The organism is Calothrix sp. CCY 0018 (genome assembly GCF_963920925.1).
Lineage (GTDB): Bacteria > Cyanobacteriota > Cyanobacteriia > Cyanobacteriales > Nostocaceae > Rivularia.
The window spans coordinates 186823-211444 of record NZ_CAWUDI010000004.1 but is presented as its reverse complement, the minus strand read 5'-3'; the positions used below and the strand labels follow the sequence as shown (position 1 = coordinate 211444).

Sequence of the window (24622 nt, the reverse complement as noted above, 5' to 3'; positions counted from 1 at the left end):
GTATTATTCTGTATTTGGTACTATTTATTGTTCAAAATAGGCTGCAATTTACACCTATATGGGATGAAAAACATTATTGGGAAACAAGCTTACTTTTTAGCAATAATTTGATTCCTGACTTGAATCTATTAAGAAATTACGGTGAACTGAATACACCGCTACCATTTATTATTTTTGGGATTTTAGAATATCTTTTTAAAGGTGGAATTTTTGCAGGAAGATTTTTAAATCTAATTATTTCGTTTTTTATCACCTGTACTATCGGACTTTCTCAACCGGGTAATCAGAAAAAATCACTGCTTGCAGTTATTGGTTTATTGTTATGTCCTTACTATATTTGGTTGAGCAGTCATTTATATACCGATATTATTGCTACTTTCTTCGTACTATTAGGCTTTATTCTCTACATTCGGGCTTTAAATATTCTTAGTGGTATTGCTTTCATTTTGGCAATTGCATCTCGTCAATATATGTTGGTTTTTCCTGTATCTCTACTTGCCTTTGAACTATTTAATGTCTTGAAAAGTCAGGTAAATATATCGCGTACAAAATCACAAAATAAAAATGCAATGTCAACTCGATTATTAATGCCATTGATTGCTTCATTCTCAATTTTAGGATGGTTTTTATTCTTTAATGGTATTGCGCCTCAAAGCGGACTTGCTCAGTCACCTACACCAGAAGTACAGCAAAGTTTATTTGCTGTTGCACCTGACAGTAGCTTGTACTTTCTGGCTTGTGTCGGATTGTATTTTGTAATTCCGGAATTATGTTTGTTTCATACGCGCAGTCTCTTTTCTCCTCTTATTGAGAGTCGAAAACTACTTACCCTAAAAAATTGTTTATTCGCTTTTGTTTTACTCATACTTTTTGCAATATTTCCACCGTTACAAACCCACGGAATATTAACTAATGTCGCCGAAAAATTACCAAATGATTTTTCAAAACTGACTTTATATTATGTTCTAGCACTTATAGCAGCTTTACGATTTTATCGTCGGATTGATATTACTTTTTGGATTTTATTAGTCAACTGCGGTTTGATGATGAAAGCATTTCCTTGGGATAAATATGTTTTACCATTACTTGTTGTCTTTTGGTATTTAAAATCGATTAATTCTTTACATTTAGAAACCTTTGAAAATCTCACCTTTAAGAAACAAAGTAAAGGGCAGATGTTAGAAAGAAGCGAGAAGGAAAAAGTATTTTTAGATTTAGTAGTAGATTTATAACTACTCTGAGATTCTAACCACTTAAAGTAATAAATAAAACTATAAACATAGTACTTTAAACAGCAATAAAATTTAAGAAGCGTAAATACACTTAAGAGTATAGTCAGATAAGTACTTCTATTCTTATGTAAAACTAATCAAATAACCATTGATTGAGGCAAATAAATGTATGAAGTACGTAAAAACAAGTATTTTTTGTAACTCTTGTTTTTTGTCGATTATAATTTGATTGATGTATTCTTTTTATTGTGTGTTATCTATTTATGGGTTTATTCGGTGGGTGCAAGATAGGAGTAAAAGTTTGCAAATATAGGAAGGCAAATGAGAATCCAAAGTTTAACAAGAAATGAAAAGTATTATCGGTTAGCTACGCTAACTAATTTAACTCCTTTAGTTTCAGTAATTATTCCGGCATACAATGCAGAAAAATTTATGTTGAAAACATTAGAATCAGTTTTATCTCAAACTTATAAAAATATCGAAGTTTTAGTCATAGACGATGGTTCGCAAGATAAAACAGCAGAAATTGTAAAATCAATTGCTCAAAAAGATAGTCGAGTAATTTTACTACAACAGCAGAATGTCAGGGTAAGATATTGGCTTACGGGGAACCAAAAGTAGTAGCTTTGCAATATGTGAGCGAAATGCAAACGCAAACTCAACAGCGCACCCCACACAAACCAACGCAAATGACTGCATCGGGTGTAGAGTTGCGAATGAATGAAAACCGCTTTGGTTCTTTAGAAGTTGAAATTACTGATGTTATTTTCCTACCAGACGATGAAATAAATAGTGGCGATTCTCTCAGTTTGATAATTGAATATTTCTCGAATAAAGCTATTGATTCGCCAATTTTTAGTATAACTATAAATACTTTTGATAATCAAAAATGCCTTGATATAAATACTATTGACATGGGAGTATTATTACCTAATACTCAGGGTAAAGGACAAATAAAATTGGATTTTGACAGATTAGATTTAACCAGTGGTGAATATTTGCTCGATATTGGAATTTACGAACAAAATTGGGCTTATGCTTATGATTATCATTTGCAAGCCTATTCTTTTAAAGTCCGTTCACTTCAAAATAATAAAGGTATTTTAAATCCACCTTTGCGCTGGAATTTTATCCAGTAATAATTTTTCAGGAAATAATTAATTACCTAGAAAATCTCTGTATATTTCCGGAAACCTCAAAAGGTGTATGTAGTCATAGGAGCAAAACAAATACAACTACCCAAAGTACGATGACTACTAGCTTTATTGTTCTCAAAGACAACGCAACTGGATTAAAAGTTACTAAGTTACAATCCGCTTTAAAACAGCTTAATTTCTATTTTGGTGCTGTTGATGGCGTTTTTGGTGCAAAAACCAAAGCTGGATTAATTAAGTTTCAACAGCCTTACAGTCATCTTCCGTCAAATGGAATTGTTGATGCGGAAACAATTTTGCAACTAGATGAAGATGTGTGGTTGTCTGGAAAAGAAGTTTTACGGGAAGGTAGTACGGGTGAAGAAGTCAAAGCACTTCAAGAGATGTTTACCGCTTATGATTTACAAAGCTTAACCGCTGACGGATATTTTGGTAGAAAAACCAAGGAAGCTGTAATCTGGTTTCAACAAAATTGGAGTTTGACAGCAGATGGTATTGTCGGAAAACAAACTTGGGCTGCTTTATATCGTCATCAAATTCATGATGTACCTTACGAAGATAGAGTTAATGCTTTTTTTGGTGAATTAAATACAGATACATTTATCAAATTACCGCTTAATAAAGGTGAGAAAGGACGTGATGTTTTAATTTTACAAAAATTCTTAAATTACGTTTCGGGAAGTACCCGTGGGATTTTAGAAGATGGTAATTTTGGACAAGCAACGGAACAAGCTCTAAAAAACTTTCAGCAACGTCGGGGTTTAACTACTGATGGATGTGTGGGAATGCAAACTTATCAAGCGATGGTTTCTGAAGGTTTAAATCAGCAGTTAATAGACGAACTTTTAAGTTACCGTTACGGTAAGTTATTCAACTTTACTCAAGGAAAAGAGTTTGAAGTTGTAGAAGATGCAGCAGTCAGAGGTGAAACAGTTATTTATAGATTAGAAGTTGAACCCGAACAAGATTTTAGAATCGTAATTACTTCTGTGGAAAACAATGCGGTATTTGAATTAGTTCGATATGGCGATGGCAAAGTTTATGTACAAGAAGCAACCAATTCTCAGGTTTTCTTGGAAGCCGGTAAATATTCTATCAATGTAGGTGGAACTCGCGGTAATGCTACCTATAAATTAAAAGTAGAGTCGATAGTTGGTTGTTAATTTGGTAATTTCCCTTCATACTTTTCCGTGGAGGGAAACAAATTAAATAATAGGGAACAGGGAACAGTAAGAATAAGTCATATCGATCAAAAAATAATATTAGTAAATCAAGGATGAATTATTATATGAAAAAATTAGCTATTGCATCGATTTTGATCGCAAGTCCATTATTATGGTTGGTAAATAATCAAGTCTCGGCAACACCCAAACAAACTATTTCTCAATCAATACATTCTCAAGCTGCTCAACCGAAAGATAAATGGCGGCGAATGAATGAGAAAGAAAGTGTCGATCAAATCAAATCGTTAATTGATAGTCGCATGGGTGTAGCTGCACTAAATCAGTTAGCGTTAGAAGGTTTTATTGGTTTTGGTTGTAATCGCAGCTTTTATATTAACGAGCGCTACGGTGGTTTTCAAACTTTGATGCGGGTGAAGTGTAATCAGCCTAAAGGTGCTTCTAGTGCAATCGGTTATGACGAAATTAGAGTTGTTTTCAATCGGTTTGAAGACAATATTGAAGGCTTTCAAATTGAAAGGGTTTCCAAAGAAACTGGTTCCCCGAAGATTAAATTACCAGATTAATTTTTTATCTCAATCCGTAAATAAGCTTAGTAGCTTGTAGTTAAAAATAACATTTATAATCAAGAGTAAAATATCATGACTATTGCTTTCGTAACTCTCAAACAAGGTTCTCCTGAAACAGGAAGAGTAAAACATTTGCAAGAACGTTTAAAAACTTTAGGATTCTATTCTGCTACTATTGATGGCGATTTTGGTTCGCAAACTAAAGCTGCTGTAGTTGAATTTCAAAAGAATAATGCTCTGGTTGCTGATGGTATTTTAGGATATGAAACAGAAGTAGGTATACAGCAAAGTCTCTGGGTATCGCAAAGACCTACTTTAAGACAAGGTTCAAAGGGTGAAGAAGTTAAAAGATTACAAAATTTATTAGTCGATGCTGTAGGGAAACCAGCACGAACAGGAGAGACAATCAGTTTAGATGTTGGTGCTGTTGATGGTGATTTTGGTCCAAAAACCAAAGCTGCTGTAATTAAATTCCAAAATTATGACAAACTTACGGCTGATGGAATTGTTGGGGCTAAAACTTGGAATGAATTGGCTGGAGTACTTGCTTTTGATTTAGCACCTGAAGTAATTTACGCTAATAATGTTTTTGAGGTGGCTTAGTTAATAGTTTCTAACATCTAAATGGCGGTTGATTGTTGGAATATCATATATTTAATACAGATTATGGAGACGTAGCAGTGCTACGTCTCTACATTTTTTGGGGGAATCAACTATTATCTTGCGACAATTTGACCACCAGGGCGCTGAATCATTATTTCTGATAACCGTCGCTTGGCTTGAGGATCGATGCCGAAAATGCGTATGTAGTCATTGTTATGTTCTACTAAACACGCTTCCAACGCTGCGATCGCCTCTGCCATATCTTCTATTTGATGCCCTGCATAACTGTTCCAGGAACCCGTGCGGAATCTACGCTGGTCTACGTATTCTATACCTATGTGGCTTCCCGATGCTAAAATTTCGCGCATTTGTTCTAATACTTCTAGCGCTAGGTGGGCTGAAGGTATCTGTGCGTTGTTAAGATTACCATGTTGGTAGGATTGATAACTATTCCCTAATGCTTGGTTTGGATTGCTGGTTGCTGTTGGGCTATGAGCGGCTGTATGGGGATGAGGGAATTTGTCAGATTCTGGATACTGGAAGGTTGAATCGCTACTTTGTTGGTTGTTATAGGTTTTAGCTTCCGGTGGATAATGGAAAGTTGAACCACCTATTTGATCGTTGGCAGTAGTTGTTTCTGGATAACGGTAAGTTGAACCACCTATTTGTTTGGATGTTTCCGGATAATGGAAAGTGGAATCGCTACTTTGTTCGCTGTAATGTGGGGCAGCTGTATCTGGATAACGGAAAGTGGAACCACCTATTCCTTCGTTTCTAGGTGGATAATGGAAAGTGGAATCGCTACTTTGTTCGCTGTAATGTGGGGCAGCTGTATCTGGATAATGGAAAGTCGCACCACCTATTTGTTTGGATGTTTCTGGATAATGGAAAGTCGAATCGCTACTTTGTTCGCTGTAATGTGGGGTAGATGTTTCTGGATATTTGAAAGTCGAACCACCTATTTGTTTGGTTGAATCTACTCTCTTATTTTCTGGATATTTGAAACTCGAATCGCTACTTTGTTCTTTGTAGTTTGGAGTCGCTGTTTCTGGATAGCGGAAAGTTGAATTCCCGCTTATTTGTTGGCTGGGATATAAAGTTTGTGTCGGTGGATAATGGAAAGTTGAACCGCTGGTTTCGTTGGGATCTTGAATTATGGTTTCCATGACTGGCTGCTTGGTTTTGTAATCGATTCCAGCTACACGCACGTAGTCGTGATTGTGCTGAACTAAACATCTTTCCAAATCTCCAATTGCATCCGCCATATCATCTATTTCGTGAGTCGAAAATGCAACCCAATTACTCTTACCAAGTTTTTCTTTGGGTGAATATTCTATGCTCAGATGGTTCCCCGATGCCAATATTTTCTGCATATAGCTGAGGATTTCTGGGCCGACATGAGTAGATGCGATTTCCGTATTGCGATGACTGCTGTTAGGATTTTGACCTAAACTCCGGTTTCTACCAGTTGTTAATTTACCCGAAGATGGTATATTAGGTATATGTACGGATTCGGCTTGTGTTTGATGGCTAGGTCTTGCTTGGTACGTAGGTATATCCGCGTCAAAATTAGCCGTTGGTCTGGCTTGATAAGTAGGTAAATCCGCGTCAAAATGCGATGTAGGTCTTGCTTCATACACGCCTGTCTCTGCTGGCTGCCGTACAAAATGCTTCTGATGTCGTAAAGCACCGCGATTGTATTCTTCTACCAAGTGCGAATCATCCACCCGATGTTGTTCCTCAAGCATCAAATTAGCCATCTCCATCAAATCCGATAAACCAAAATTCGGCTTGTTGAATGATGGAACATTGTTGCTGTTGACAACCTGTGAAGAAACTTTATCAACTCCTTTATTGTGAATAAAGTGACGAATTTGCTCGTCATAAATTCGCGATCGCAATGCACTATAAAAATCAACTGCGGCATCGGGAAACTCCGAAACCAGCTTTACTATATCTTGTCGTGAGAAACCATCTTCGCTAAAAATTCCTGCCGCAATGCCAATCTTGTCATCTCTACTCGGTTCCCAGTAAAATTTTTCCATTCTACCATCGCGAATCAACGGCGCATATAAAGTAGAAAAATCGTTCCCGGTGACAATAATCGGCACGCGATGCAAAGGCGTAGAATCGTAGCTACCAGGTAACTGTACGTCGGTGGGGTTATCCGCAATATTCATTAACGTAGCGTTTACCAACTGCGTATTCACCGTGTACTGGGTACCTTCATCAAAACGTCCGGCACCAGCATCAAGATCGTTAATCATCAACACGCACATTTTACCGCGCACCTTGATTAATTCCGCAGTTTCCCGATAGCGCAACCGAATCAAACGGGCTGGATCTCCAGCATCCGGGCTTTCCAATTCACCACCAGAGATGTGAGTTACCTCCACACCCATTTTCTCAAAAACTAATTCGCATTGAAAAGATTTGCCTTCACCCTTGCGCCCGTGAATACCCAAAATCAAAGGTACTCGCACATTCGGAAGATCGAGATAGTTTTTAGTAATGTGAACGGCAAGTTTATCTTCAAAACGCGGAGAAATATAGTAGCTCATGTAATAAAACGAGAAATTTAACACTTGTTTAACTATGTTAATTTTTTATGGCTACTATTGTTCATGTATTTTTGTAAGCTAAATCCCCTTTGTACTTATAGGGGTGATATTTTTATCTAATTATTTCTTCGTAGTCGTCGTGAGTTCCAATCCAAAACCAATAGTAATCCTCACCTTGCTTTAAAGCTAAAGCACTTTGGGATTTGCAGTAATTCTAACAGACCATAAATCATCAGCCACTTTTTTAAAATGTAGAGAAGGATAAAATTGATTGTTCTTCCAAAGTTGATACGCTTTTTTTGCCTGTACTTTTATTTTTGGTGGTAAAACGGCATACGCTTCCCAAAAATCAGAGGTTGTCAATGACTTGATCTAAAGGCTTAACTCTATTAGCTTTAATATCTGCCTTGGCCCGCTGTATCAATTTATCCAAACGACCTTTATCGGCATCATCCAAGTAATTCTGAAGCCAATTTAATAATTGGGAAATTGCTCTTTCTATTTCTGCTCGATTTATTTTGCTGAAGTTCGATTTCAACCAGATACAGGTTTTTATTCGCGTTTTTTTGCAGAAATCTTCAATTATTTAGACAAAACCGAATTAACAAATAATTGGCTTGGTGTTGTACTTTTTCCCAGCAGAAGCGTAGATACCGGAGTTACCCAACGCTACCTTGAATTGCTCAATCCTCAAAGAGTTACTCGCGTTTATTTGGATGAATTAAATCAAATTGAGACATCCTCTGTAGGAATTGGAACGGTTAAACTGGTAATAGAACCTGAAGAGACTGCGGCTACGAAGGCTAAGGAATTAATTACCTCCTGCCAACAACAAATAACTGATGCAATTACCCAGCGAGAACTTATACAATTAATAGAAACGATAATTGTATACAAATTTCCGAGATAGAGCAAATGTTGGGATTAGGAGAATTGAAGAAAACAAAGTTTTATCAGGAAGCTTTTGAGGAAGCTTTTGAGGAAGGGAAGCAGGAAGGGAAGTTAGAAGCTGCGTCTAAATTATTACAGCAATGTTTAAGTATAGAACAAATTGCTGAAGCTTTGAGTTTGGATGTAGAAACAGTTAGACAAGCAGCAAAACAAAAATCTTCTTAGATATCACCTTTGCAATTATTAAAGCTACATCCTCTGTTCCCTGTTCCCTTGTATCAACACCATTAAATAAATTTTTGTTGCAAGTTAAAATTAATCGCTATCATTGGCATTAAGAAGCATCTAAGATAGAAAAATTTGATTAAATCGGGGTAAATTATAATGGGTAAATCAATCGTTGACTTAGTTGATAACCTACCTACTGACAATATTACTGTCAAAGTATTAAAAGCGCTTGATTATATAGTACCTGGTGAGTGGGTTAATTTCGTTAATTTCGACGATGCAGTAAGTAAGATTACAGGAGAAACTAAATCAAAAAAAATCAAAAAAATTCGTAAAAAGGCTGTTGAACTATACGAAGATAAGAATAACGGATATCAAACAGCTATTTGGCTTTATCAAACCCTCGATGCAACCGATAAAGCTATTGGTGCTGCTGCTTTAGCTGATAAAGTTGGGGATACTTTTAGTTTTATACCTTTCTTAAAAGAATTAACTCCTAAAGCCGATACCTTGCAAAGCATTGATTTAAAAATGAAATTGGTAGCGGAATTAATCGCTTATAGTAAACTGAATGGGCTTACTCTCTCTCCCCAAAAATTCGCTGCTACTTTGAAAGAAAATTATCAAAATGAAGCCTTAATGCGAATGGTAGCTTTGGTTTGTATTGATGGTGTACTTCCTCTGGGTGCAGATTTTGTACCTAGAGTTGAAAACGATATTACCAAAAGAGAAAATTTGCAAAATAATCCGGCTTTTTCGGCAATTAGTCAATTAATTCCTAGCACGGATAAAACAGGTTTTATTAATGATAGTTTCAAAGCAGTTGATGAGTGGATGGCAAAATTAACCGATTCTGCTGGTTTAACTCGCGAATCAATAGCCAATCATCTCAGTAATGTTGTAGATATTGCCGATGATAAGTTAGATTATGTAGCAGCTTTTTTAGACACAAGCACTAATTATTTTGAACATACCGGAATTCAAACTGTTGCTCGTAAATTAATTAAAGATGCTTATCAAGAAGTTAGTGAGTAGAGAGTAGGAAGTAGAAAATAGGTAGTAGGGATACTATTGCAATCCGAAATGATTTGTAAATCTTTATTTACCTATTACCCATCAAACCAATTCAACCAACCTTGCCAATTTTGCACAATTTCAGCAAATACTTGATATCCTGCTGCTCTCGGATGAGCGCCATCATATTTTTTAACTTCTTCCATCCAGATATCTGATTCTATCAATTCTGGAAAAACATTTAAATAAGGAACATTTAATTGATTGCAAACAGAGGCAAACTCTTGGGATAAATCGGAAATTCTTTGATTTTGTCCTTCATCATCTATTGGTGGTGCGCTAACTACTAAAACTGGATACAAATCTTTCGCAATAGTTAAAATATCTCTTAGATTAGTAATCGAATCTTGTAAAGAAACTCTAGTTTTACCGTTTTCTATAGTTGTATCGTTGGCTCCAAAAGAAAATACAAGCCTACCGTTATATTGTTGAGGTAAACGATAAGAAACTTCCTGCAACCACCGCTTTCTTAACTCGTGACTTGTTTCTCGTCGAACTCCTAAATTATAGTAAGTAATATCAAAACCTTTGGAAAAGGCATCTTGACATATTCTACCAGCCCAACCCAAACATTCAGGGTCGCCAGTACCGTTTACAAGTGATTCGCCGAGAAAGCAAATTTTGATTTCTTTTAATGGTTGTGAAGTCATTAAAATAATAAAACAATAAATGTATTAATGTATTTTAGATTACTTTTTTTACGTAATATTAGTATTCAATTTAACAACTTTAAATAGAATATTAAGTATGTAGACATAGCCATACCAAATAAATATATAAAATTTACGGGTATCCGTACTGTATCAAAAGGTTGAAATGTTCTCAATCTATTTTATCATTGCTCTATTGAGATACTGAAATTCAAGATGGAAAAACAACAAGTTGTCAAGGTTTTGCAAAGAGCTATTTCCAGCATTCGTACAAACAGAAGCAGTGATGCTATCAAAGATTTACACATACTGATAACGGATTTGCAAAGAAGGATAAAAGAAGATGATTTTGATAGTGAATATTTGATAGACGAACCAAACTAATGATTTTAACTTTGATATCGGGGTGTACGCACAAGGGCATCTTTGCCCGTCCAATTTTTATGCCGGTAACTTTCGTAAAATCAAAACTGTTTAATCTAATTATTTTCCTTTCTCCCTCAACCAGGTTACGCCAAAATCAACGGCATCCTTAACAGGAAAAAACTTTGCTTGTGCGGAACCAATTTGTGAAGCTTTTACATAGCCAGCTTTCTCAAAATCCTCACCCATATTTATAAACAGATCGTTATCAAATTCAATGTTTGAATAATTTTTGCAAACTCGCTTTCCTGCCTCGATAATTGAATAATCGCTACTATGAGTAGGCATTACTAAAGTACCCTCCGACGTAATTAAGGTTCGTAGTAAGAGTTTTAACTCTTATACAAGAGCTAAAGCCCTTACTACGAACTTGGTTCGAGCAAACAAAACATCCCTACCCGTCCAAATTTTTACTGAACTTTATGTTCCACATTTAACGAATCAATTCCCTGCTTTACCCAACACCAACATTCATATTCTGAGTTAAATAACTTTGGTGCGGCAATATTATTTAATGAGTCTGATAAATAATGGTCGTAATAATATTTACCAGCTTCCTGGGAAACGATAATTAGATTGTTGCGGAACACATAGCGATGTTTAAACTTATCACCATCGCTAACGAAATCTGAATTCTTATCTATGTGTTCTTTGGCAATATTAATGATATTTTCAATACTACTGCCGTAGATTTTTGCCGGATTTTCGGCTTTGTGATACTGACTCTTAGCTCCAATTTCCGATAGCAATTTATACGAGTAGATTTCGTAATTATTTGCTTTGCCGAAAACGAATGGTATTATGAGATATCCTTGGTAGGATACTGATTGTTCGTAAAATAAGTGTTTCATAGATACGTCCTGATATATAAATGCTAACCAAAGTAGTATGCTCGTATCGCGATAATTAAAGGTTCTAGCAGACGGGATTATTGATTAATCCTTTAGCTTTACAAAATATATTGCTAATGGATTTTAGAAATTTTAATTTATACCATTTGTATAATTTTTTTTGACAGAACAGATAGATTTATTTTATACAAGTAAAGAGAACTGCCAAAAATGTCAAATGGTATTATTTGCTGCTAAAACTTTCTCCTACATTCCAAGTATGTAGAAGTTTATCGAACTATTGAAGGCAGATGATTTTTTACACCAACCTTCAAAGAAACTCTATCTTTTTGCGATTAATTGTTATCTACTTTCAACTTACCACAACTAGCTAATAGTGCAAGTCACCTTCTTACTTAGTTGTTTTGGATGATGATTATTTTGGTTCCAAGGTAGGGGTGAGACACCTATACCCCTCTGTTCTAATAAGTTTTGAAAATGACGAGATGTCTACGGTAATTTATCTTCCTGGGGACAGTGGACAAAATAGTAAATTTGCGTTCCAGATTGCAACCATTGTTGAATGTAAGTTACCCATTCTTCCATAAACGGTTGATTTATGGGTAAATTGGGGTGAGATATGAAGCGAATTAAAGTGTATGGGGAATGGGGCATAGGGCATAGCGCATAGAATAGAATCTAAAACAAACCCATCCGTTGTTAAAATCCAAAATAGAATGACTGTAACTACCTATAAATGGACAATTGAACGCTATCACCAAGCTGTTGATGCAGGTATATTTGATGACCAATCTATTGAATTATTGCATGGAGATTTAGTTGTAATGCCTCCGGAAAGAGAACCACACGCTTATTACAATACAGAAGCAGCAGATTATATCCGCACGTTGCTAGGTGAAAGAGTGAAAATCCGCGATGCAAAACCTATTACCCTTCCTAATAATTCCGAACCTGCTCCCGATGTTGCAATTGTTAAGCCTTTGGGGGAAATATATTTACAACATCATCCCTATCCAGAAGATATATTTTGGATTATCGAATATTCCAACGCTACTTTAAGTAAAGATTTAGGTGAGAAAAAAGATATTTATGCAGAAGCTGGTATTGAAGAATATTGGGTTGTGAATCTGAAGAAATTAGAGTTGAAAGTATTTCGGGATTTGAAAGATAAGCAATATACAACTGAATTAACTATTAATAAAGGAACTGTTTCTGCCTTTGCTTTTCCTGATGTATCTATAGAAGTTCGACGGTTAATTAAGTTGTGATATTTTAATTAAATGGAAAATAACTACTACTAAATATAAGCAAATTCTGCTTCCATTTTTAATACTTCGGCTTGATAATCAGGATCTTGCGTCATTTCTGTCAAAGCTGCATCAATTTCTGCTCGCTTTATTTTTGCTAGTTCCCGACGTAATGCTTGAGCTACAAATTCATTGCGGTTCTTGGCTTTACCTTCCGCTACGGCTTTATCTGTGGCCTCTAAATAGTTGATCCGGCAAGCTGATGGTTGTACGAACAGTTGAATTATCCATTTTTTGATGCCTGCTTTGATGCCTGTTTTGATGCCTGTTTTGATGCCTGTTTTGATGCTTATATTATAGTAACAGCAAATCATCAGAAAGGTGTTTTATTTGTACTCCTTCACACCAAAACCTCTCTTCGCATCTGAAAAGAGGTTGTTCCGATAATTTATTTACCTAAAATCGCTTTTTCCTATTACCAATTACCAATGCCCCATGCCCCATGCCCAATTCCCAATTTCCAATTCAATTAACTAACTCGAAACTGATTTTCAGCCACACTTACAAAGTATTCTGAATGTTGAATTTCTTCTGCTTTAGTATTTTTAAGTAATGCGATAATTTCTGAGCCAGCCATGATAACGGTATCTGTTGAATTTCCCGCCAATCCTGATGGTAATTCTTGGAAAGTTAATTGGTCAAAGTTAATATCTGTTAGACCGATTTTATCGATACCAATTTCAAAATCTTCAATTACATTAGTTTCCGATTCTGTAGCACCACCGTCACCGGGTTGAAAAATAAATGTGTCTATCCCGGCACCACCATTAAGAATATCTCTACCAATACCGCCGATCAAAATGTCATCGTTGTTATCGCCAAGAATCATATCATTACCAGATTCACCGAAGAAAATATCATTACGATCTCCGGTATAGGGACTATTTTCGCCAAAATTTAACAAGTCGCTACCGTGCATTTCTTCGTTGCTATAACTACCGATGACGATATCGTCTTGATTGCCTGCTTTTAATATTCCAGCTAATGAAGTTACTAGGTTGTCTTCGTTAACATCAATGATTCCTTTGAAACCTTTGCTATTTCCTTCTAGGATTTGTAACTCTCCTAAATCTTCAATAGAAATTGTTTCAACTGATTGATAAGCCCCGATACCGAGTAAATCCCCAAGTAAACCTTGTTGATTAATGGTATTTGTAAAAGCACGAACTACTCGTTCGTGTTCTCTACCAAAATCGGTGAGTTCGGATTCAGTTCCGAAAGTCATTTCAAAAGCTTCATCAGCACCAAGAGCTAATTGTTTATTGCCCGCAATGCTTTTTTCACCTACAAATGCTCTGGAAAAAACTGATGCATCGGCGTATATTTGGGGAGCTTGGACACCTTCTATTCTGCCATCGACATCATAGACATCTTTAATAGCATCGACTTCAAATGGATTGTCATCGCCATTTCTTGATGAAGGAGGATCGAGAGCGGTGATTGTTCTGACACCTTCATTATTGCCCGTCACTACAGTTTCGTTTTCTACAGCCAATCCATCTCGATAAAGTCTTCCTATTTCCGCGCTTACCAAAGAGCCAAGACTGTGCCCGATTAAGTTTAAACTTTGTGAAGCTCCGAGACTATCTATTCCGTAATAATCATTTAATGCTTCGACTGCAAATTCAGCAACCGGATTAATCCAGCTAGCTGCTCGGAAATTCCCCTTACCTAAAGCACTGTAATCAATTCCATAAGCTCCGTCTGTGTTAAAAGCTGCCTCTCTCCAGTCTAATAACAGAACGCGATCGCCACTATGTGCCGCAACAATTTCTTGTGCTATATCGGTAAATTTTCCATCGGGTGTATCGTTCCAACCGTGGACGATCACCCAAGTTTGTTGAGCGTCGGTGGGATTGTTAAATTCTCTAAAGCCGATATTGCGGATGCTGGGATTGTTTTCTATTTCTGAGTTGAGTAAAATTCCTTCTACGCTTCCACCAGTCACCGTGCCTTGAACTGGTAAAACGGTAGGATCTAAATATTCGCCCTTATCTTGAGAATTGAATGTTGCATCTTGAAAACTCTGTGTTTGCAATATGCTTTGATGATCAAAAGTTTCATCGGATGCTACTTCATGATTAGCGTAGTGATTCCCTTCAACTTTACTGAGTGAAATGTCGTTTACATGACCAGCATCATCACCCACGGCTTGGATGTTTATTTCAAGATTGTTTACATCAGCAGCCTCTAATGTATCGAAATAATTAACATTTACATTCTTATGAGGCGATGCTTCAGGAACCGTAACCGTAGCATTTGTATCCCCTAGAACCGCGTCATCTGTAAAGTTTTTTGAGGATAAATTAACCTCGCTATTCCCATCTAAATCGTCATTGAAAACAGGAATGCTTATTCTTTTCCCGATTTCTCCATCAATAAACTCTACGGAAATAGGAGTATCATTGAAAGCCACTTCCGATTCAACATCATTTAACTTCAGGTCGGCAAACTGCGAAATTAAAACTTTATCTCGAACTTCACTCGAAAAGTCTTCTTCAAAATGAAGAGAATGGGATTGAGAAGATCCAGTTAATGAAGGGTTTTTAAGAATTCCTTCTAGATGATGGTCGGTAGAGAGTATATCTTTATGCAATGATTGGTGAGATGCCGAATTGTTATTCATTTGTAAATTTCTTTGGAAACTTTGTAGATTCATTTTAATTAAATAATATTTATGTCGCGTTTAAATGTAGCTAAAGGCGCAGTGTTGAAATTTAGATATAGATATGATGGTTTTATAGCTCAAGAACTAGCGCAGTTAAGAGCATAAACAAAGTGCATTTTGATTGATAATGAAAATAAATTATGTTCCAATCTTTAAAGCGGTTGGAACCAGGTTTAAATCGATTAACTAGAAATGGTTATGCTAGATAACCTCGATCATTATCATCTAACTAAAGAAATATTCTTTAGAAAAAAAGTTAGTAGCAATAAGTATTTAAGCCGATTTTCATATCAAAAGGATTGCTTGAGATAATTTGTAAATTATAAATAGTTTGGTTAATTAAATAGAAATCATGGTGTTAATTAAATAAAGTTTTTTTGTTATTTAAACTAAACTCTATTTTTGCAAAGGTAAAGTGAGATTGTTGATGCTAATTTTACTTTTTTATATTTGGTTTTAGTAGTGCAGGTTACAGTTTTGATAAAAATCGCCCTCACTCTGGCTATGGTGGGGCTAATTAAACAAAGCCCACCTGCGTGGGCTAGATTATATGTGTTTTTCTTAAATAAATAGCTAGTAGCTGGTGGTCAACCGCATTAATTCTGATAGGTTTGTAGTAAGGAATGCGCGTCCTTAGATAAAGCGATAAATCGCTTACTACGAACCTTTATTTTTACAAAAAATAATAAGACTTGAAAAACGCCATATCTCAAGCATAATCCCGTCGAATTCTATTAATAGCTGCATTCAATCCATCGCTGTGAATCCAGCCCACAAAACCACCGTAAATCATGTTGTCATTTCTATCAGCAATAAAAACATGGTCAACTCCCAAGGGATTTTTCCAAGTTTTCACAGTTGAACCATCTCTAAGCCGAATCACTGGATTAGAACTTTTAAAATCTCGATGATGAGCGCGAGTCATACCGGGAACATTTTCTAATATCTCGATTACTTCTTCGCTATCATCTGTTATATTTTTGCTAACTACAGTTGTACAACCACACCCATCTGTGACTGTAAACTTAAGTCTTTCTTTTAAATCACCGTCAAATAACGATAAAAAATTAATTTCTTCTAATAATTTACCTTGGGGTTCCGACTGTCTTCTTTGACAGTAAACTGCTGTAAGTAACTCTTCTAAACCGACATTAGTTAAAGCATCTGCAATCAATCCAGTTAATCCTAATACTGCAATACCTCCTAACATCCCCGCAGGGCCACCTAAGAAAGCTAAAGCAGCAGTAATCGCAGCAGCACCAGTTAAACCAGTACTTGCCATAACTGCGATTAAAATGATTCCGGGAAATCCTAATCCAGCGATTTTTTTAATAAGTTCGTCCATATATCCATTACCAAGAAAATTTATAATAACCAGTTATAACTAACTAATAAGCAAAATTCCCAAGAGTAAAATCAAAAGTAAGCGATCTTCCCCCTCTCCTTGACAAGGAGAGGGCTGGGGTGAGGTTAATTCCACTCCCCCTGCAAAGTAAATGCAGCCCAATAATGGGGACTTCGCCAATCCGGATTAGACCACAACTTGCGTTGAGCAGCCCGCAATGCTTCGGTAGGAGTTTGATTTTCCTGCAACATCTGTTTATAAAACTCTTGCATCAATACCGATGTACCTTTATCGTCAACCTTCCACAATGACAAAGCAACCCTCGCCGCACCAGCATACATCAAGCCTCTTGTCAAACCCACCAAACCTTCACCGCTGACATTTTTACCAAGTCCAGTTTCGCAAGCACTCAATACAATTAATTCTGCTGGGTAATCTTGTTCAAATAAATCTGCTAACCGTAAATAACCCGGTATTTGTTTACCATCTTTATTAACCAAAGATAAAACAATTCCCGATAATTCCGGTTGTTCGTGATTGACAAAACCATGAGTAGCAAAATGTAAAATTTGGTATTGATTAAGATTTTTACTTGTTGCCCAATTATGGTTAGCGTCAAAGCTAAATACTGATAAGCTCGAAGAGTTAGGAACAAGTTTTAATATTCCTTCTGCTTCTATTTTTGTATTTGGTAATTGACTCCAACCAGTACGGTTAAGACTTTTCGCAGAGCGTTGGAGAGCAGAACGTTCTAGATCGAGTTCGGGTGCGAGAGTTTCTTCTTTACCTGTAACTCGTTTGTCGTTGGAACTATATACTGGATCTGCAAGAATGGCGATTTTTTTCGGCGCTATATTGCGTTTGGCGATTTTTTCCCTTTGGATTGCAATAGTTGATGCTGAAGGTAAATTCACAATTTCGTGATTGAGCATCAACGGTTGGTAATTAGAATTATTAATATTTACCCCTGGATTTGGTTCGGGAATAAGCCCTCCTCTAACCTCTCCCCCAGCCCCTCTCCTGCGAGGAGAGGGGAGTTTGTCTTTCTCCCCATTCCCTTGCAGGGAAGGGGGTTGGGGGGTTAGGTCAGTCAGAACCTCTCCCCCAGCCCCTCTCCTGCGAGGAGAGGGGAGTTTATCTTTCTCTTTCTCCCCATTCCCTTGTAGGGAAGGGGGTTGGGGGGTTAGGTCGGCCTTCTTCCATTAACTTTATTACTTCAGCGCGGGTTGCATCCGTTTGCGTTTCTCCCTGTTGAGCAATGATTTGTAAATTCCTAGAAGCATATACTCTCCCCACATCTGAAATCAAAAATACAGTTAAAAATACAGCTGCGCGATGCATTAAAACTCGGACATCGTGATATTTTTTGCCCATAACTTATTAATTTAAGTGATTTTTCTATAGCTATAAACATCTATATCTAGCGCTTTCCTAGTTATGCAGTTACTCTTTTATCCGCAAAATTACTTAATGATAAACCGCAGAGAGCGCAGAGAGCGCGGAGGAAGAGGTCAGGAGAGATAAGGAGTAAGCAGTAGATAACCCGATAAAACTAATGTTTTCGACATCTCGAAAGCGATACAATATTAGCTACAGGGTATATTAAATCACTTTTTGCTAGGTTACAAGTGATTAAAATTACATTATTATTGTATTTTTCGGCAAACCTTATTTTTTCACGTTGATTTTTTATAGTCTAAAAATTAATTATTGATTGTTTAAGAATTTCTTCTGAATGAAAACGTAATTGCATTTTCATCTTTTGCTAAAGCAGATGGGAGCAACTGAATTTTAGATTTTTCTCTTATAAACAGGCATTGCATTGCTATATAATACATATGCTTTACCACGAATTTCAAAGCGGTAATAGATGAAAACAGATACAATCTTCTATACTCTGCTACAAAATCTCCTCAGCGTACTATTTGAACTACTCGAACAATCTCCCACACAAGCTTTACATTACGAATTTTCCTCTGTGGAAATAAAAGAGCTTGCGCGACGGATTGATGGTTTATTTTTACCGAAACCTGAATACTCTCAAGATCCAATTTATTTTGTCGAGGTACAATATCAACGCGATGATGATTTATACTGGCGATTAATTACCGAAGCATTTGTTTACTTAAATCAATATAGACCAGAAAAAACTTGGAAAGCAGTAGTTTTATGGGCAAAACGTAGCCTCGATCCAGGTATTCCGATTGCTTATCAAACATCACTATCTGATGGGCAAATACAAGTAATCTATCTCGATGAATTAGCCGATACTTCTTCTTCAATCGGATTGGGGATTATTGGATTAGTAGTTGCTCCGGAAGACGAAGCAGTAGAAGTTGCAAGAAATTTGATTACTCAAGTTCAACTTGCAGATGTCAGCAACCGTCGGCAGCTTTTAGAATTAGTAGAAAGGATGTTGATTTACAAGTTCTCGAATCAAACTAGACAGGAGTTAGAAGCGATGTTTGGATTAACTGAGTGGCGGCAAACTAAATTTTATCAGGAAGTTGAGCAAGAAACCAAACTCGAAACCATCCCCCGTTTGTTAAACATGGGATTAAGTGTAGAACAAATTGCTCAAGCTCTTGAATTAGAAGTTGAAGTTGTTAGAAAAGCTCTTGAAAAGCAAAGTGGGGAAGAATCTTGATTTTATCGGTTGTCATTCACCGCTAAAACAAATAAAATCCCCCACAGGTAAAATAAAATTTACCCATAGAAAGTAGGAAGTAGGTTGGATTAGACGCACGAGAATTTTGAATTAAACGAATGATTAACCCAAGCGTCGTAACCCAACATTCGATTGTTGATAACTGGCAGTATTTATTCAACACCTGATGTTGGGTTACGACAGGAGAAGGTAAATTGTAATCACCATAAAAATTATTTTCCTGTCTAACCCAACCTACAAAATACTTTATTGTCTTTCCACAAAAATATAAAAACAGTAATTTCACTTACTCAACAGAAAGTAGGTTGGGTTAGACGCACGAGAATTTTGAATTAAACGAATGATTAACCCAAGCGTCGTAACCCAACATTCGATTGTTGATAACTGGCAGTATTTATTCAACACCTGATGTTGGGTTACGACAGGAGAAGGTAAATTGTAATCACCATAAAAATTATTTTCCTGTCTAACCCAACCTACAAAATACTTTATTGTCTTTCCACAAAAAATATAAAACCAGTAATTTCACTTACTCAACTGTCACAGATTTAGCCAAGTTTCTGGGCTGATCCACATCCAAACCGCGACGTGCTGCGATGTGATAGGCCAATAACTGCAAAGGTACTACTGTTAAAATCGGCGACAGCAATTCATTAACAGCTGTAACTGGAATTAAATCGTTAAAGACTTCTGCTACTTCTTCATCGTCGGCGGGTGCAATTCCAATTAACCTTGAATCGCGGGCTTTGGCTTCTTGAGCGTTGGAAATCACTTTTTCGTGTACGCTTCCCGGCATGGCGATCGCCACTACTGGAACTTTCTCATCTAAAAGGGCGATCGGGCCATGTTTCATTTCCCCTGCGGGATATCCTTCGGCGTGAATGTAGCTGATTTCTTTTAATTTTAAAGCGCCTTCTAAAGCGATGGGGAAGTTAATTCCTCTACCTAAAAATATAAAGTCTCTGGTTTCGGTGAATTCGTGGGCTAGTTGTTCGGTTAATTTTTCCTGTTTTTGAAGATTTTCTTCAATTCCTGTAGGAATCATCCGCAATCCGGCAATCATCTCGGTGATTCTTTCAGTGGGAACGGTTTTACAGCGATAAGCTAAGTCTAAAGCCAACGCATAAAACGCCATCAATTGAGCGGTGAAGGTTTTTGTCGCCGCTACACCAATTTCAATTCCGGCAAGAGTATTTATTATATGGGGTACCATCAATCCCAAACTGCTTTCGGGACGATTGGTGATACCCAGAAGTCGTGGTTGAAATTTCGCTTCTTTGGCTTCGCGACGTTGTTTTTCCATCGATAAAGCTGCTAAAGTATCGGCAGTTTCACCGGATTGAGTTACGCCAATGATTAATGTATTAGGGGTTAAAGGTGTTGGTGAATAGCGAAATTCGGAAGCGTAATGTACCTGAGTGGGAATTCCAGCAAATTGTTCTAATAAGTATTTTCCGACTAACGCCGCGTGCCAACTAGTACCGCAGGCAACTATCTGTATTTGTTGTAGATCGGTATAAAGTTCGTCTGGTAAACCCAGATTAACCGGGGAATTTGTATAATCAAGAGTATCTTGATGGCTAAAATAAGCATCTAAACAAGCTCTTACCACTCCAGGCTGCTCGTAGATTTCCTTGAGCATAAAGTGCTTGAATCCCTGCTTCTCCACCATCACGGGATTCATATTCAGCAATCTAGGCTGCTTTTTCAACCTTTCCCCAGCGAAGTTATAAACCTCCACACCCAAAGGGGTTAAACGTGCCATTTCCTGGTTATCAAGATTTAGCACCGCACGGGTATGAGAAATAATCGCTGGAGTATCCGAAGCACAGAAAAATTCACCTTGTCCGAAACCAATTACCAAAGGTGCTTGCTGACGCACCAAGATAATTTCATCGGAGAAGTCAGCACAAATAACAGCGATCGCAAACGCACCAGTTAGCTGATTAACTGCTTTTCGCACTGCTTCCAAAAACATTGCATCCGGATAAGTTTCCCCCAGAGCAACTTCTTCTTTAAGAAACTGAGCAATTAAATGGGGGATAACTTCAGTATCGGTATCCGAACGAAATTCATGTCCTTGAGCCTTTAATTCTTCCCGTAGCTCGCGATAATTTTCAACAATACCATTCATTACCACCGCCACCCGCATAGCAGTATCCATATGGGGGTGAGCGTTGTATTCTTCCGGCTTACCATGCGTCGCCCATCTGGTATGTCCAATACCAATACGCGCCGGATTTTCTAAACGTTCTAATTTAGTACGTAAATTATGTAGCTTACCTTTTGCTCGAACGCAGCTAATTTCACCTTCAGATATCGTAGCGATTCCAGCAGAATCATAGCCCCGATACTCCAACTTTTCCAATCCCGAGAGTAAAACATCAGTCGCCACTTGTGCGCCGATATAACCAACGATTCCGCACATAGTTCACACCACTCCGTTTTCCGTTTGGACACAACTGGTTATAGTAGTTAACACATCCTTCATGGTTAAGCCAAGGAAATCGGGGTAAGTTAATACTTACTTTATACAAGAGATTGGTAATGGGAGAGGGGAGAGGGGGACAAGGGGACAAGGGGACAAGGGGACAAGGGGAAGAATAATAACCTTTAACCTTTAACTTATTCCCTATTCCCTATGCCCGATGCCCAATTCCCCATCGTAATTAGTAAGCTAAACCCATACTGCGGGTGGTTTCAGCAGCGCCCAGATAAACCCGGATGCTTAAGAAATCAGTAGGACAAGCCGTTTCACAGCGTTTGCAGCCAACACAGTCTTCGATACGGGGGGAAGCAGCTAGTTGTTGAGCCTTACAACCATCCCAGGGCACCATTTCGAGTACGTCTGTGGGGCAAGCCCGAACGCACTGAGTACAGCCAATGCAGGTATCGTAAATTTTAACGGTATGAGACATTTTAAAAAACTCCTTTCTGAGTGTTCTTCTCTGAGAAAGAATAATAATCAAGGGCTAGTTTACCTTAGTGCCTGAGTCGTTGTATTCAAAAGGCGACATAACTTCAAACAACGTAATAACTTAATTGGTAATTGGGGATTGGTAATTGGTTAAAGGTTAAAGGTTAAAGGTTATTATTCTTTCCCTTGTCTCCTTGTCTCCCCCTCTTCCCCATCTCCCCTTCCCCCCAATTGCGAACTATTATCTAAATAATTGGATCTGATTAAATCTCTACTTGTAACCAGGATGGCAGCGCGATCGCAAAATTTGACAAACAATTGGGCAAATACACGACTGAATAAATCATAATTAAGTAGATTTACCATTCAACTCGTCTTATGAGAGAACTGGAGCGGTACTATAGAGTTTTGGAATTGGAGCCTGGTGCATCGCTTGAAGAAGTGAACGAGGCTTATAGGGATTTGGCTTTTATTTGGCACCCAGATAGGATTCCTCAAGAAAAACATCGGTTGCAAGAAAAGGCACGCAAAAAGCTACAGGAAATTAATGAAGCTCGGGATGAATTGCGCTCGATTAAGGCAAAATATCAATCCAAGCCTGCTAATAATCCGGCTTATCAACCGAAAAAAACCGCTTCACCTAGCAGTGAATCTGATTCTGAGTGGCCTTCTTCGCCTTATCCTTATCAACCGAAAAAAACTGCCGCACCTAGTAGCAGTAGTAAAACTAATTCCTATGCGCCTTATCAACAAAAGTGGACTCCGAAATCTCCACCTACACCTAATAAAGCTTATCAACCCCCCCAGCAATCCGATTTGAGCGGAAAAGATTTTCGTCGCGCTAATCTTAAGGGAAGGGATTTATCGGGTAGAAATCTTAGCTATGCCAAGTTAAGCGGTGCTAACCTCAGCGATGCTTTTATGCATAAGATCATCTTGCGAGGTGCCGATTTGTCCAATGCTAATTTATTTAGAGCTAATTTACTTTTAGCCGATATGAAAGAAGCTAATTTACAAGGTGCCGATTTAATTGGTGCTGACTTAAGCGGTGCCGATTTACGCGGTGCTGATTTGAGAGGAGCAAGAATTCGTTCTGGCGATCGCCTACTTGTAAAATTGATTGGAGCTAATTTATCTGGAGCAATTATGCCTGATGGTTCGGTTCATGAATAATTGTAATTACAATAATTACAATATTACAATCGAAGTTTCATCAGTTTCCGAACCAATTCCTCTACCTACTTGGCCTTCTAATTCTCTGCTTCATGAGTGTACGTCTAATTGCTGCTGCATTTTATTAGTTATTTGTTATTAGTTGTCTAATCGAATTTGTGTATACTGAAATTTATAATTGTTAACTCAATTTTAGCCAATATTAGCAATTTTATACTGAACGTGAATTAAGAAGCTTTCCCAGGATGCAAATAATAGCAAAGCCGATAGTTTTGGCATCAAAGATTATCTCTGTATGCCTTTAATTTGATAGCATATAGAGAATTTTTTTGGTTCAAATATTATTACATAAATTTAGATATTTAAACTATAATTTTATCGAAATAAACACGGAAGCAACTATCAGTCAAGGAATGTAAATAATAATACTGATATTTTGTTTTTGTTATGAAGTGCCTACAATATGAGAAACTTGGCAATAGTAGTCATTAAAGAAAAAGAAAAATGAATAACACAATATCTGACATTATAGTCAAAACTATGGATGGGAAAGATCGGAAAATAGCTGAGTATGCGAATAAAGTACTTCTAGTTGTTAACGTAGCTTCTCAATGCGGTTATACTTCACAATACGCAGGCTTAGAAAAATTGAATCAAAATTACAAAGAAGCTGGCTTAAAGATTTTAGCTTTTCCCTGCAACGACTTTGGAGGACAAGAACCCGGAAGCAATGATGAGATTATAGATTTCTGTACCAGCAATTACGGTACAACTTTTGAATTATTTGATAAAATCCATGCCAAAGGCGAAGAACAGCATCCGCTTTATGCTAGACTCACAACTGCAATTGAACCAAAAGGACCTATAGCTTGGAACTTTGAAAAGTTTTTAATTAACAAGCACGGTGAAGTAGTAGCTCGATTTAAAAGCAGCGTCAAGCCAAATTCTCCTGAATTGATTGCTGCTATAGAACGAGAAATAGCACAATAATTGGTAAGTAAGTCGGCACAAATAAAACTAGCTATGTAATGAAAAGTAAAAAGCTTGAAATGACTGGGATTGCTTCCTCGTTCCTCGTCGCAATGACTATTCTCAGTTATATTTATTTACGCCAATCTACTTAATTG

General features: G+C 37.2%; 24 protein-coding genes and 4 pseudogenes. 14 read left to right on the top strand and 14 right to left on the bottom strand.

Annotated elements, in window-relative coordinates; genetic code table 11:
- Positions 1-14 precede the first annotated feature (14 nt).
- The 6 genes from ACM03V_RS04765 (at position 15) to ACM03V_RS04740 (ending at position 4739) form a co-directional block, all read left to right on the top strand.
- Complete coding sequence (locus ACM03V_RS04765) at positions 15-1232, top strand: hypothetical protein (RefSeq protein ID WP_414619609.1); 1218 nt, start codon at positions 15-17, stop codon at positions 1230-1232.
- A 321-nt stretch (positions 1233-1553) separates the two neighbouring features.
- Positions 1554-1853, top strand: coding sequence for a glycosyltransferase family 2 protein (locus ACM03V_RS04760; protein ID WP_414619608.1), 300 nt, complete (start codon positions 1554-1556; stop codon positions 1851-1853).
- 23 nt (positions 1854-1876) lie between these two features.
- Positions 1877-2371 (top strand): Wzt carbohydrate-binding domain-containing protein, encoded by a 495-nt coding sequence (locus ACM03V_RS04755; protein ID WP_414619607.1) that lies wholly within the window; start codon positions 1877-1879, stop codon positions 2369-2371.
- A gap of 110 nt (positions 2372-2481) precedes the next feature.
- Complete coding sequence (locus tag ACM03V_RS04750; RefSeq protein WP_414619606.1) at positions 2482-3549, top strand: peptidoglycan-binding domain-containing protein; 1068 nt, start codon at positions 2482-2484, stop codon at positions 3547-3549.
- Between the two features lie 125 nt (positions 3550-3674).
- A complete protein-coding gene (locus ACM03V_RS04745) occupies positions 3675-4133 on the top strand; it encodes a hypothetical protein (RefSeq protein ID WP_414619605.1) in 459 nt (152 codons plus the stop codon).
- A 75-nt stretch (positions 4134-4208) separates the two neighbouring features.
- Entirely contained in the window at positions 4209-4739 is a 531-nt protein-coding gene (locus ACM03V_RS04740; RefSeq protein WP_414619604.1) for a peptidoglycan-binding domain-containing protein, read from the top strand.
- Between the two features lie 113 nt (positions 4740-4852).
- Here ACM03V_RS04740 and ACM03V_RS04735 read toward each other — a convergent pair.
- The 3 genes and pseudogenes from ACM03V_RS04735 to ACM03V_RS04725 all read right to left on the bottom strand — a co-directional run.
- Positions 4853-5119: pseudogene (locus tag ACM03V_RS04735) on the bottom strand (ribulose bisphosphate carboxylase small subunit); the annotation flags it as partial.
- 774 nt (positions 5120-5893) lie between these two features.
- A pseudogene (locus tag ACM03V_RS04730) lies at positions 5894-7300 on the bottom strand (AAA family ATPase); the annotation flags it as partial.
- A 186-nt stretch (positions 7301-7486) separates the two neighbouring features.
- On the bottom strand, positions 7487-7663 hold the full coding sequence (locus ACM03V_RS04725) for a hypothetical protein (RefSeq protein ID WP_414619603.1): 177 nt from the start codon (positions 7661-7663) through the stop codon (positions 7487-7489).
- 118 nt (positions 7664-7781) lie between these two features.
- On the opposite strand from ACM03V_RS04725, the gene ACM03V_RS04720 reads away from it, so the two are divergent.
- The 3 genes from ACM03V_RS04720 (at position 7782) to ACM03V_RS04710 (ending at position 9454) form a co-directional block, all read left to right on the top strand.
- Entirely contained in the window at positions 7782-8210 is a 429-nt protein-coding gene (locus ACM03V_RS04720; RefSeq protein WP_414619602.1) for an Rpn family recombination-promoting nuclease/putative transposase, read from the top strand.
- A 5-nt stretch (positions 8211-8215) separates the two neighbouring features.
- Positions 8216-8416, top strand: coding sequence for a hypothetical protein (locus ACM03V_RS04715; protein WP_414619601.1), 201 nt, complete (start codon positions 8216-8218; stop codon positions 8414-8416).
- 159 nt (positions 8417-8575) lie between these two features.
- Positions 8576-9454: a hypothetical protein gene (locus ACM03V_RS04710; protein WP_414619600.1), complete on the top strand. Its 879-nt coding sequence runs from the start codon at positions 8576-8578 to the stop codon at positions 9452-9454.
- A gap of 74 nt (positions 9455-9528) precedes the next feature.
- Here ACM03V_RS04710 and ACM03V_RS04705 read toward each other — a convergent pair whose 3' ends face one another.
- Entirely contained in the window at positions 9529-10143 is a 615-nt protein-coding gene (locus tag ACM03V_RS04705; RefSeq protein WP_414619599.1) for a GDSL-type esterase/lipase family protein, read from the bottom strand.
- Positions 10144-10359: 216 nt separating this feature from the next.
- Here ACM03V_RS04705 and ACM03V_RS04700 point away from each other — a divergent pair, with 216 nt between their 5' ends.
- On the top strand, positions 10360-10527 hold the full coding sequence (locus tag ACM03V_RS04700) for a hypothetical protein (RefSeq protein ID WP_414619598.1): 168 nt from the start codon (positions 10360-10362) through the stop codon (positions 10525-10527).
- A 99-nt stretch (positions 10528-10626) separates the two neighbouring features.
- Here ACM03V_RS04700 and ACM03V_RS04695 read toward each other — a convergent pair whose 3' ends face one another.
- The 3 genes and pseudogenes from ACM03V_RS04695 to ACM03V_RS04685 form a co-directional block, all read right to left on the bottom strand.
- Positions 10627-10854: an AAC(3) family N-acetyltransferase gene (locus tag ACM03V_RS04695; RefSeq protein WP_414619597.1), complete on the bottom strand. Its 228-nt coding sequence runs from the start codon at positions 10852-10854 to the stop codon at positions 10627-10629.
- Positions 10855-10976: 122 nt separating this feature from the next.
- Positions 10977-11417, bottom strand: coding sequence for a hypothetical protein (locus ACM03V_RS04690; RefSeq protein ID WP_414619596.1), 441 nt, complete (start codon positions 11415-11417; stop codon positions 10977-10979).
- Between the two features lie 366 nt (positions 11418-11783).
- Positions 11784-12062: pseudogene (locus ACM03V_RS04685) on the bottom strand (DUF72 domain-containing protein); the annotation flags it as partial.
- A 71-nt stretch (positions 12063-12133) separates the two neighbouring features.
- Here ACM03V_RS04685 and ACM03V_RS04680 point away from each other — a divergent pair.
- Complete coding sequence (locus ACM03V_RS04680) at positions 12134-12685, top strand: Uma2 family endonuclease (protein WP_414619595.1); 552 nt, start codon at positions 12134-12136, stop codon at positions 12683-12685.
- Positions 12686-12714: 29 nt separating this feature from the next.
- On the opposite strand, the pseudogene ACM03V_RS04675 reads toward ACM03V_RS04680, so the two are convergent.
- The 5 genes and pseudogenes from ACM03V_RS04675 to ACM03V_RS04655 all read right to left on the bottom strand — a co-directional run bounded on the left by ACM03V_RS04675 (position 12715) and on the right by ACM03V_RS04655 (position 18111).
- Positions 12715-12955: pseudogene (locus ACM03V_RS04675) on the bottom strand (CopG family ribbon-helix-helix protein).
- Positions 12956-13193: 238 nt separating this feature from the next.
- Entirely contained in the window at positions 13194-15350 is a 2157-nt protein-coding gene (locus ACM03V_RS04670; protein WP_414619594.1) for a hypothetical protein, read from the bottom strand.
- Positions 15351-16101: 751 nt separating this feature from the next.
- Positions 16102-16737, bottom strand: a complete 636-nt coding sequence (locus tag ACM03V_RS04665) for a hypothetical protein (protein WP_414619593.1) — start codon at positions 16735-16737, stop codon at positions 16102-16104.
- A 125-nt stretch (positions 16738-16862) separates the two neighbouring features.
- Entirely contained in the window at positions 16863-17696 is an 834-nt protein-coding gene (locus ACM03V_RS04660; protein WP_414619637.1) for a CHAT domain-containing protein, read from the bottom strand.
- 175 nt (positions 17697-17871) lie between these two features.
- The gene (locus ACM03V_RS04655; RefSeq protein ID WP_414619592.1) at positions 17872-18111 is read right to left on the bottom strand and encodes a hypothetical protein; all 240 of its coding nucleotides are present in this window, start codon (positions 18109-18111) and stop codon (positions 17872-17874) included.
- 496 nt (positions 18112-18607) lie between these two features.
- On the opposite strand from ACM03V_RS04655, the gene ACM03V_RS04650 reads away from it, so the two are divergent.
- A complete protein-coding gene (locus ACM03V_RS04650; protein ID WP_414619591.1) occupies positions 18608-19384 on the top strand; it encodes an Rpn family recombination-promoting nuclease/putative transposase in 777 nt (258 codons plus the stop codon).
- Positions 19385-19934: 550 nt separating this feature from the next.
- Here ACM03V_RS04650 and glmS read toward each other — a convergent pair.
- Both glmS and psaC read right to left on the bottom strand, forming a co-directional pair.
- Positions 19935-21833 (bottom strand): glutamine--fructose-6-phosphate transaminase (isomerizing), encoded by a 1899-nt coding sequence (gene glmS, locus ACM03V_RS04645; RefSeq protein ID WP_414619590.1) that lies wholly within the window; start codon positions 21831-21833, stop codon positions 19935-19937.
- Positions 21834-22074: 241 nt separating this feature from the next.
- Positions 22075-22323: a photosystem I iron-sulfur center protein PsaC gene (gene psaC, locus ACM03V_RS04640; protein ID WP_414619589.1), complete on the bottom strand. Its 249-nt coding sequence runs from the start codon at positions 22321-22323 to the stop codon at positions 22075-22077.
- Between the two features lie 377 nt (positions 22324-22700).
- On the opposite strand from psaC, the gene ACM03V_RS04635 reads away from it, so the two are divergent.
- Together ACM03V_RS04635 and ACM03V_RS04630 are read left to right on the top strand one after the other, a co-directional pair.
- Entirely contained in the window at positions 22701-23495 is a 795-nt protein-coding gene (locus tag ACM03V_RS04635) for a pentapeptide repeat-containing protein (protein ID WP_414619588.1), read from the top strand.
- A 504-nt stretch (positions 23496-23999) separates the two neighbouring features.
- Entirely contained in the window at positions 24000-24485 is a 486-nt protein-coding gene (locus tag ACM03V_RS04630) for a glutathione peroxidase (RefSeq protein ID WP_414619587.1), read from the top strand.
- Positions 24486-24622 lie beyond the last annotated feature (137 nt).

Bases quoted from the DNA above. Each gene is read 5' to 3' on its own strand.
- ACM03V_RS04650 (WP_414619591.1), top strand. From the start codon at position 18,608: ATGAAAACAGATACAATCTTCTATACTCTGCTACAAAATCTCCTCAGC.
- ACM03V_RS04670 (WP_414619594.1), bottom strand. From the start codon at position 15,350: ATGAATAACAATTCGGCATCTCACCAATCATTGCATAAAGATATACTC.
- ACM03V_RS04695 (WP_414619597.1), bottom strand. From the start codon at position 10,854: ATGCCTACTCATAGTAGCGATTATTCAATTATCGAGGCAGGAAAGCGA.
- ACM03V_RS04680 (WP_414619595.1), top strand. From the start codon at position 12,134: ATGACTGTAACTACCTATAAATGGACAATTGAACGCTATCACCAAGCT.
- ACM03V_RS04755 (WP_414619607.1), top strand. From the start codon at position 1,877: ATGCAAACGCAAACTCAACAGCGCACCCCACACAAACCAACGCAAATG.
- ACM03V_RS04635 (WP_414619588.1), top strand. From the start codon at position 22,701: ATGAGAGAACTGGAGCGGTACTATAGAGTTTTGGAATTGGAGCCTGGT.
- ACM03V_RS04655 (WP_414619592.1), bottom strand. From the start codon at position 18,111: ATGGGCAAAAAATATCACGATGTCCGAGTTTTAATGCATCGCGCAGCT.
- ACM03V_RS04630 (WP_414619587.1), top strand. From the start codon at position 24,000: ATGAATAACACAATATCTGACATTATAGTCAAAACTATGGATGGGAAA.
- ACM03V_RS04700 (WP_414619598.1), top strand. From the start codon at position 10,360: ATGGAAAAACAACAAGTTGTCAAGGTTTTGCAAAGAGCTATTTCCAGC.
- ACM03V_RS04710 (WP_414619600.1), top strand. From the start codon at position 8,576: ATGGGTAAATCAATCGTTGACTTAGTTGATAACCTACCTACTGACAAT.
- ACM03V_RS04745 (WP_414619605.1), top strand. From the start codon at position 3,675: ATGAAAAAATTAGCTATTGCATCGATTTTGATCGCAAGTCCATTATTA.
- ACM03V_RS04760 (WP_414619608.1), top strand. From the start codon at position 1,554: ATGAGAATCCAAAGTTTAACAAGAAATGAAAAGTATTATCGGTTAGCT.
- psaC (WP_414619589.1), bottom strand. From the start codon at position 22,323: ATGTCTCATACCGTTAAAATTTACGATACCTGCATTGGCTGTACTCAG.
- ACM03V_RS04690 (WP_414619596.1), bottom strand. From the start codon at position 11,417: ATGAAACACTTATTTTACGAACAATCAGTATCCTACCAAGGATATCTC.
- ACM03V_RS04750 (WP_414619606.1), top strand. From the start codon at position 2,482: ATGACTACTAGCTTTATTGTTCTCAAAGACAACGCAACTGGATTAAAA.
- glmS (WP_414619590.1), bottom strand. From the start codon at position 21,833: ATGTGCGGAATCGTTGGTTATATCGGCGCACAAGTGGCGACTGATGTT.
- ACM03V_RS04740 (WP_414619604.1), top strand. From the start codon at position 4,209: ATGACTATTGCTTTCGTAACTCTCAAACAAGGTTCTCCTGAAACAGGA.
- ACM03V_RS04665 (WP_414619593.1), bottom strand. From the start codon at position 16,737: ATGGACGAACTTATTAAAAAAATCGCTGGATTAGGATTTCCCGGAATC.
- ACM03V_RS04715 (WP_414619601.1), top strand. From the start codon at position 8,216: ATGTTGGGATTAGGAGAATTGAAGAAAACAAAGTTTTATCAGGAAGCT.
- ACM03V_RS04705 (WP_414619599.1), bottom strand. From the start codon at position 10,143: ATGACTTCACAACCATTAAAAGAAATCAAAATTTGCTTTCTCGGCGAA.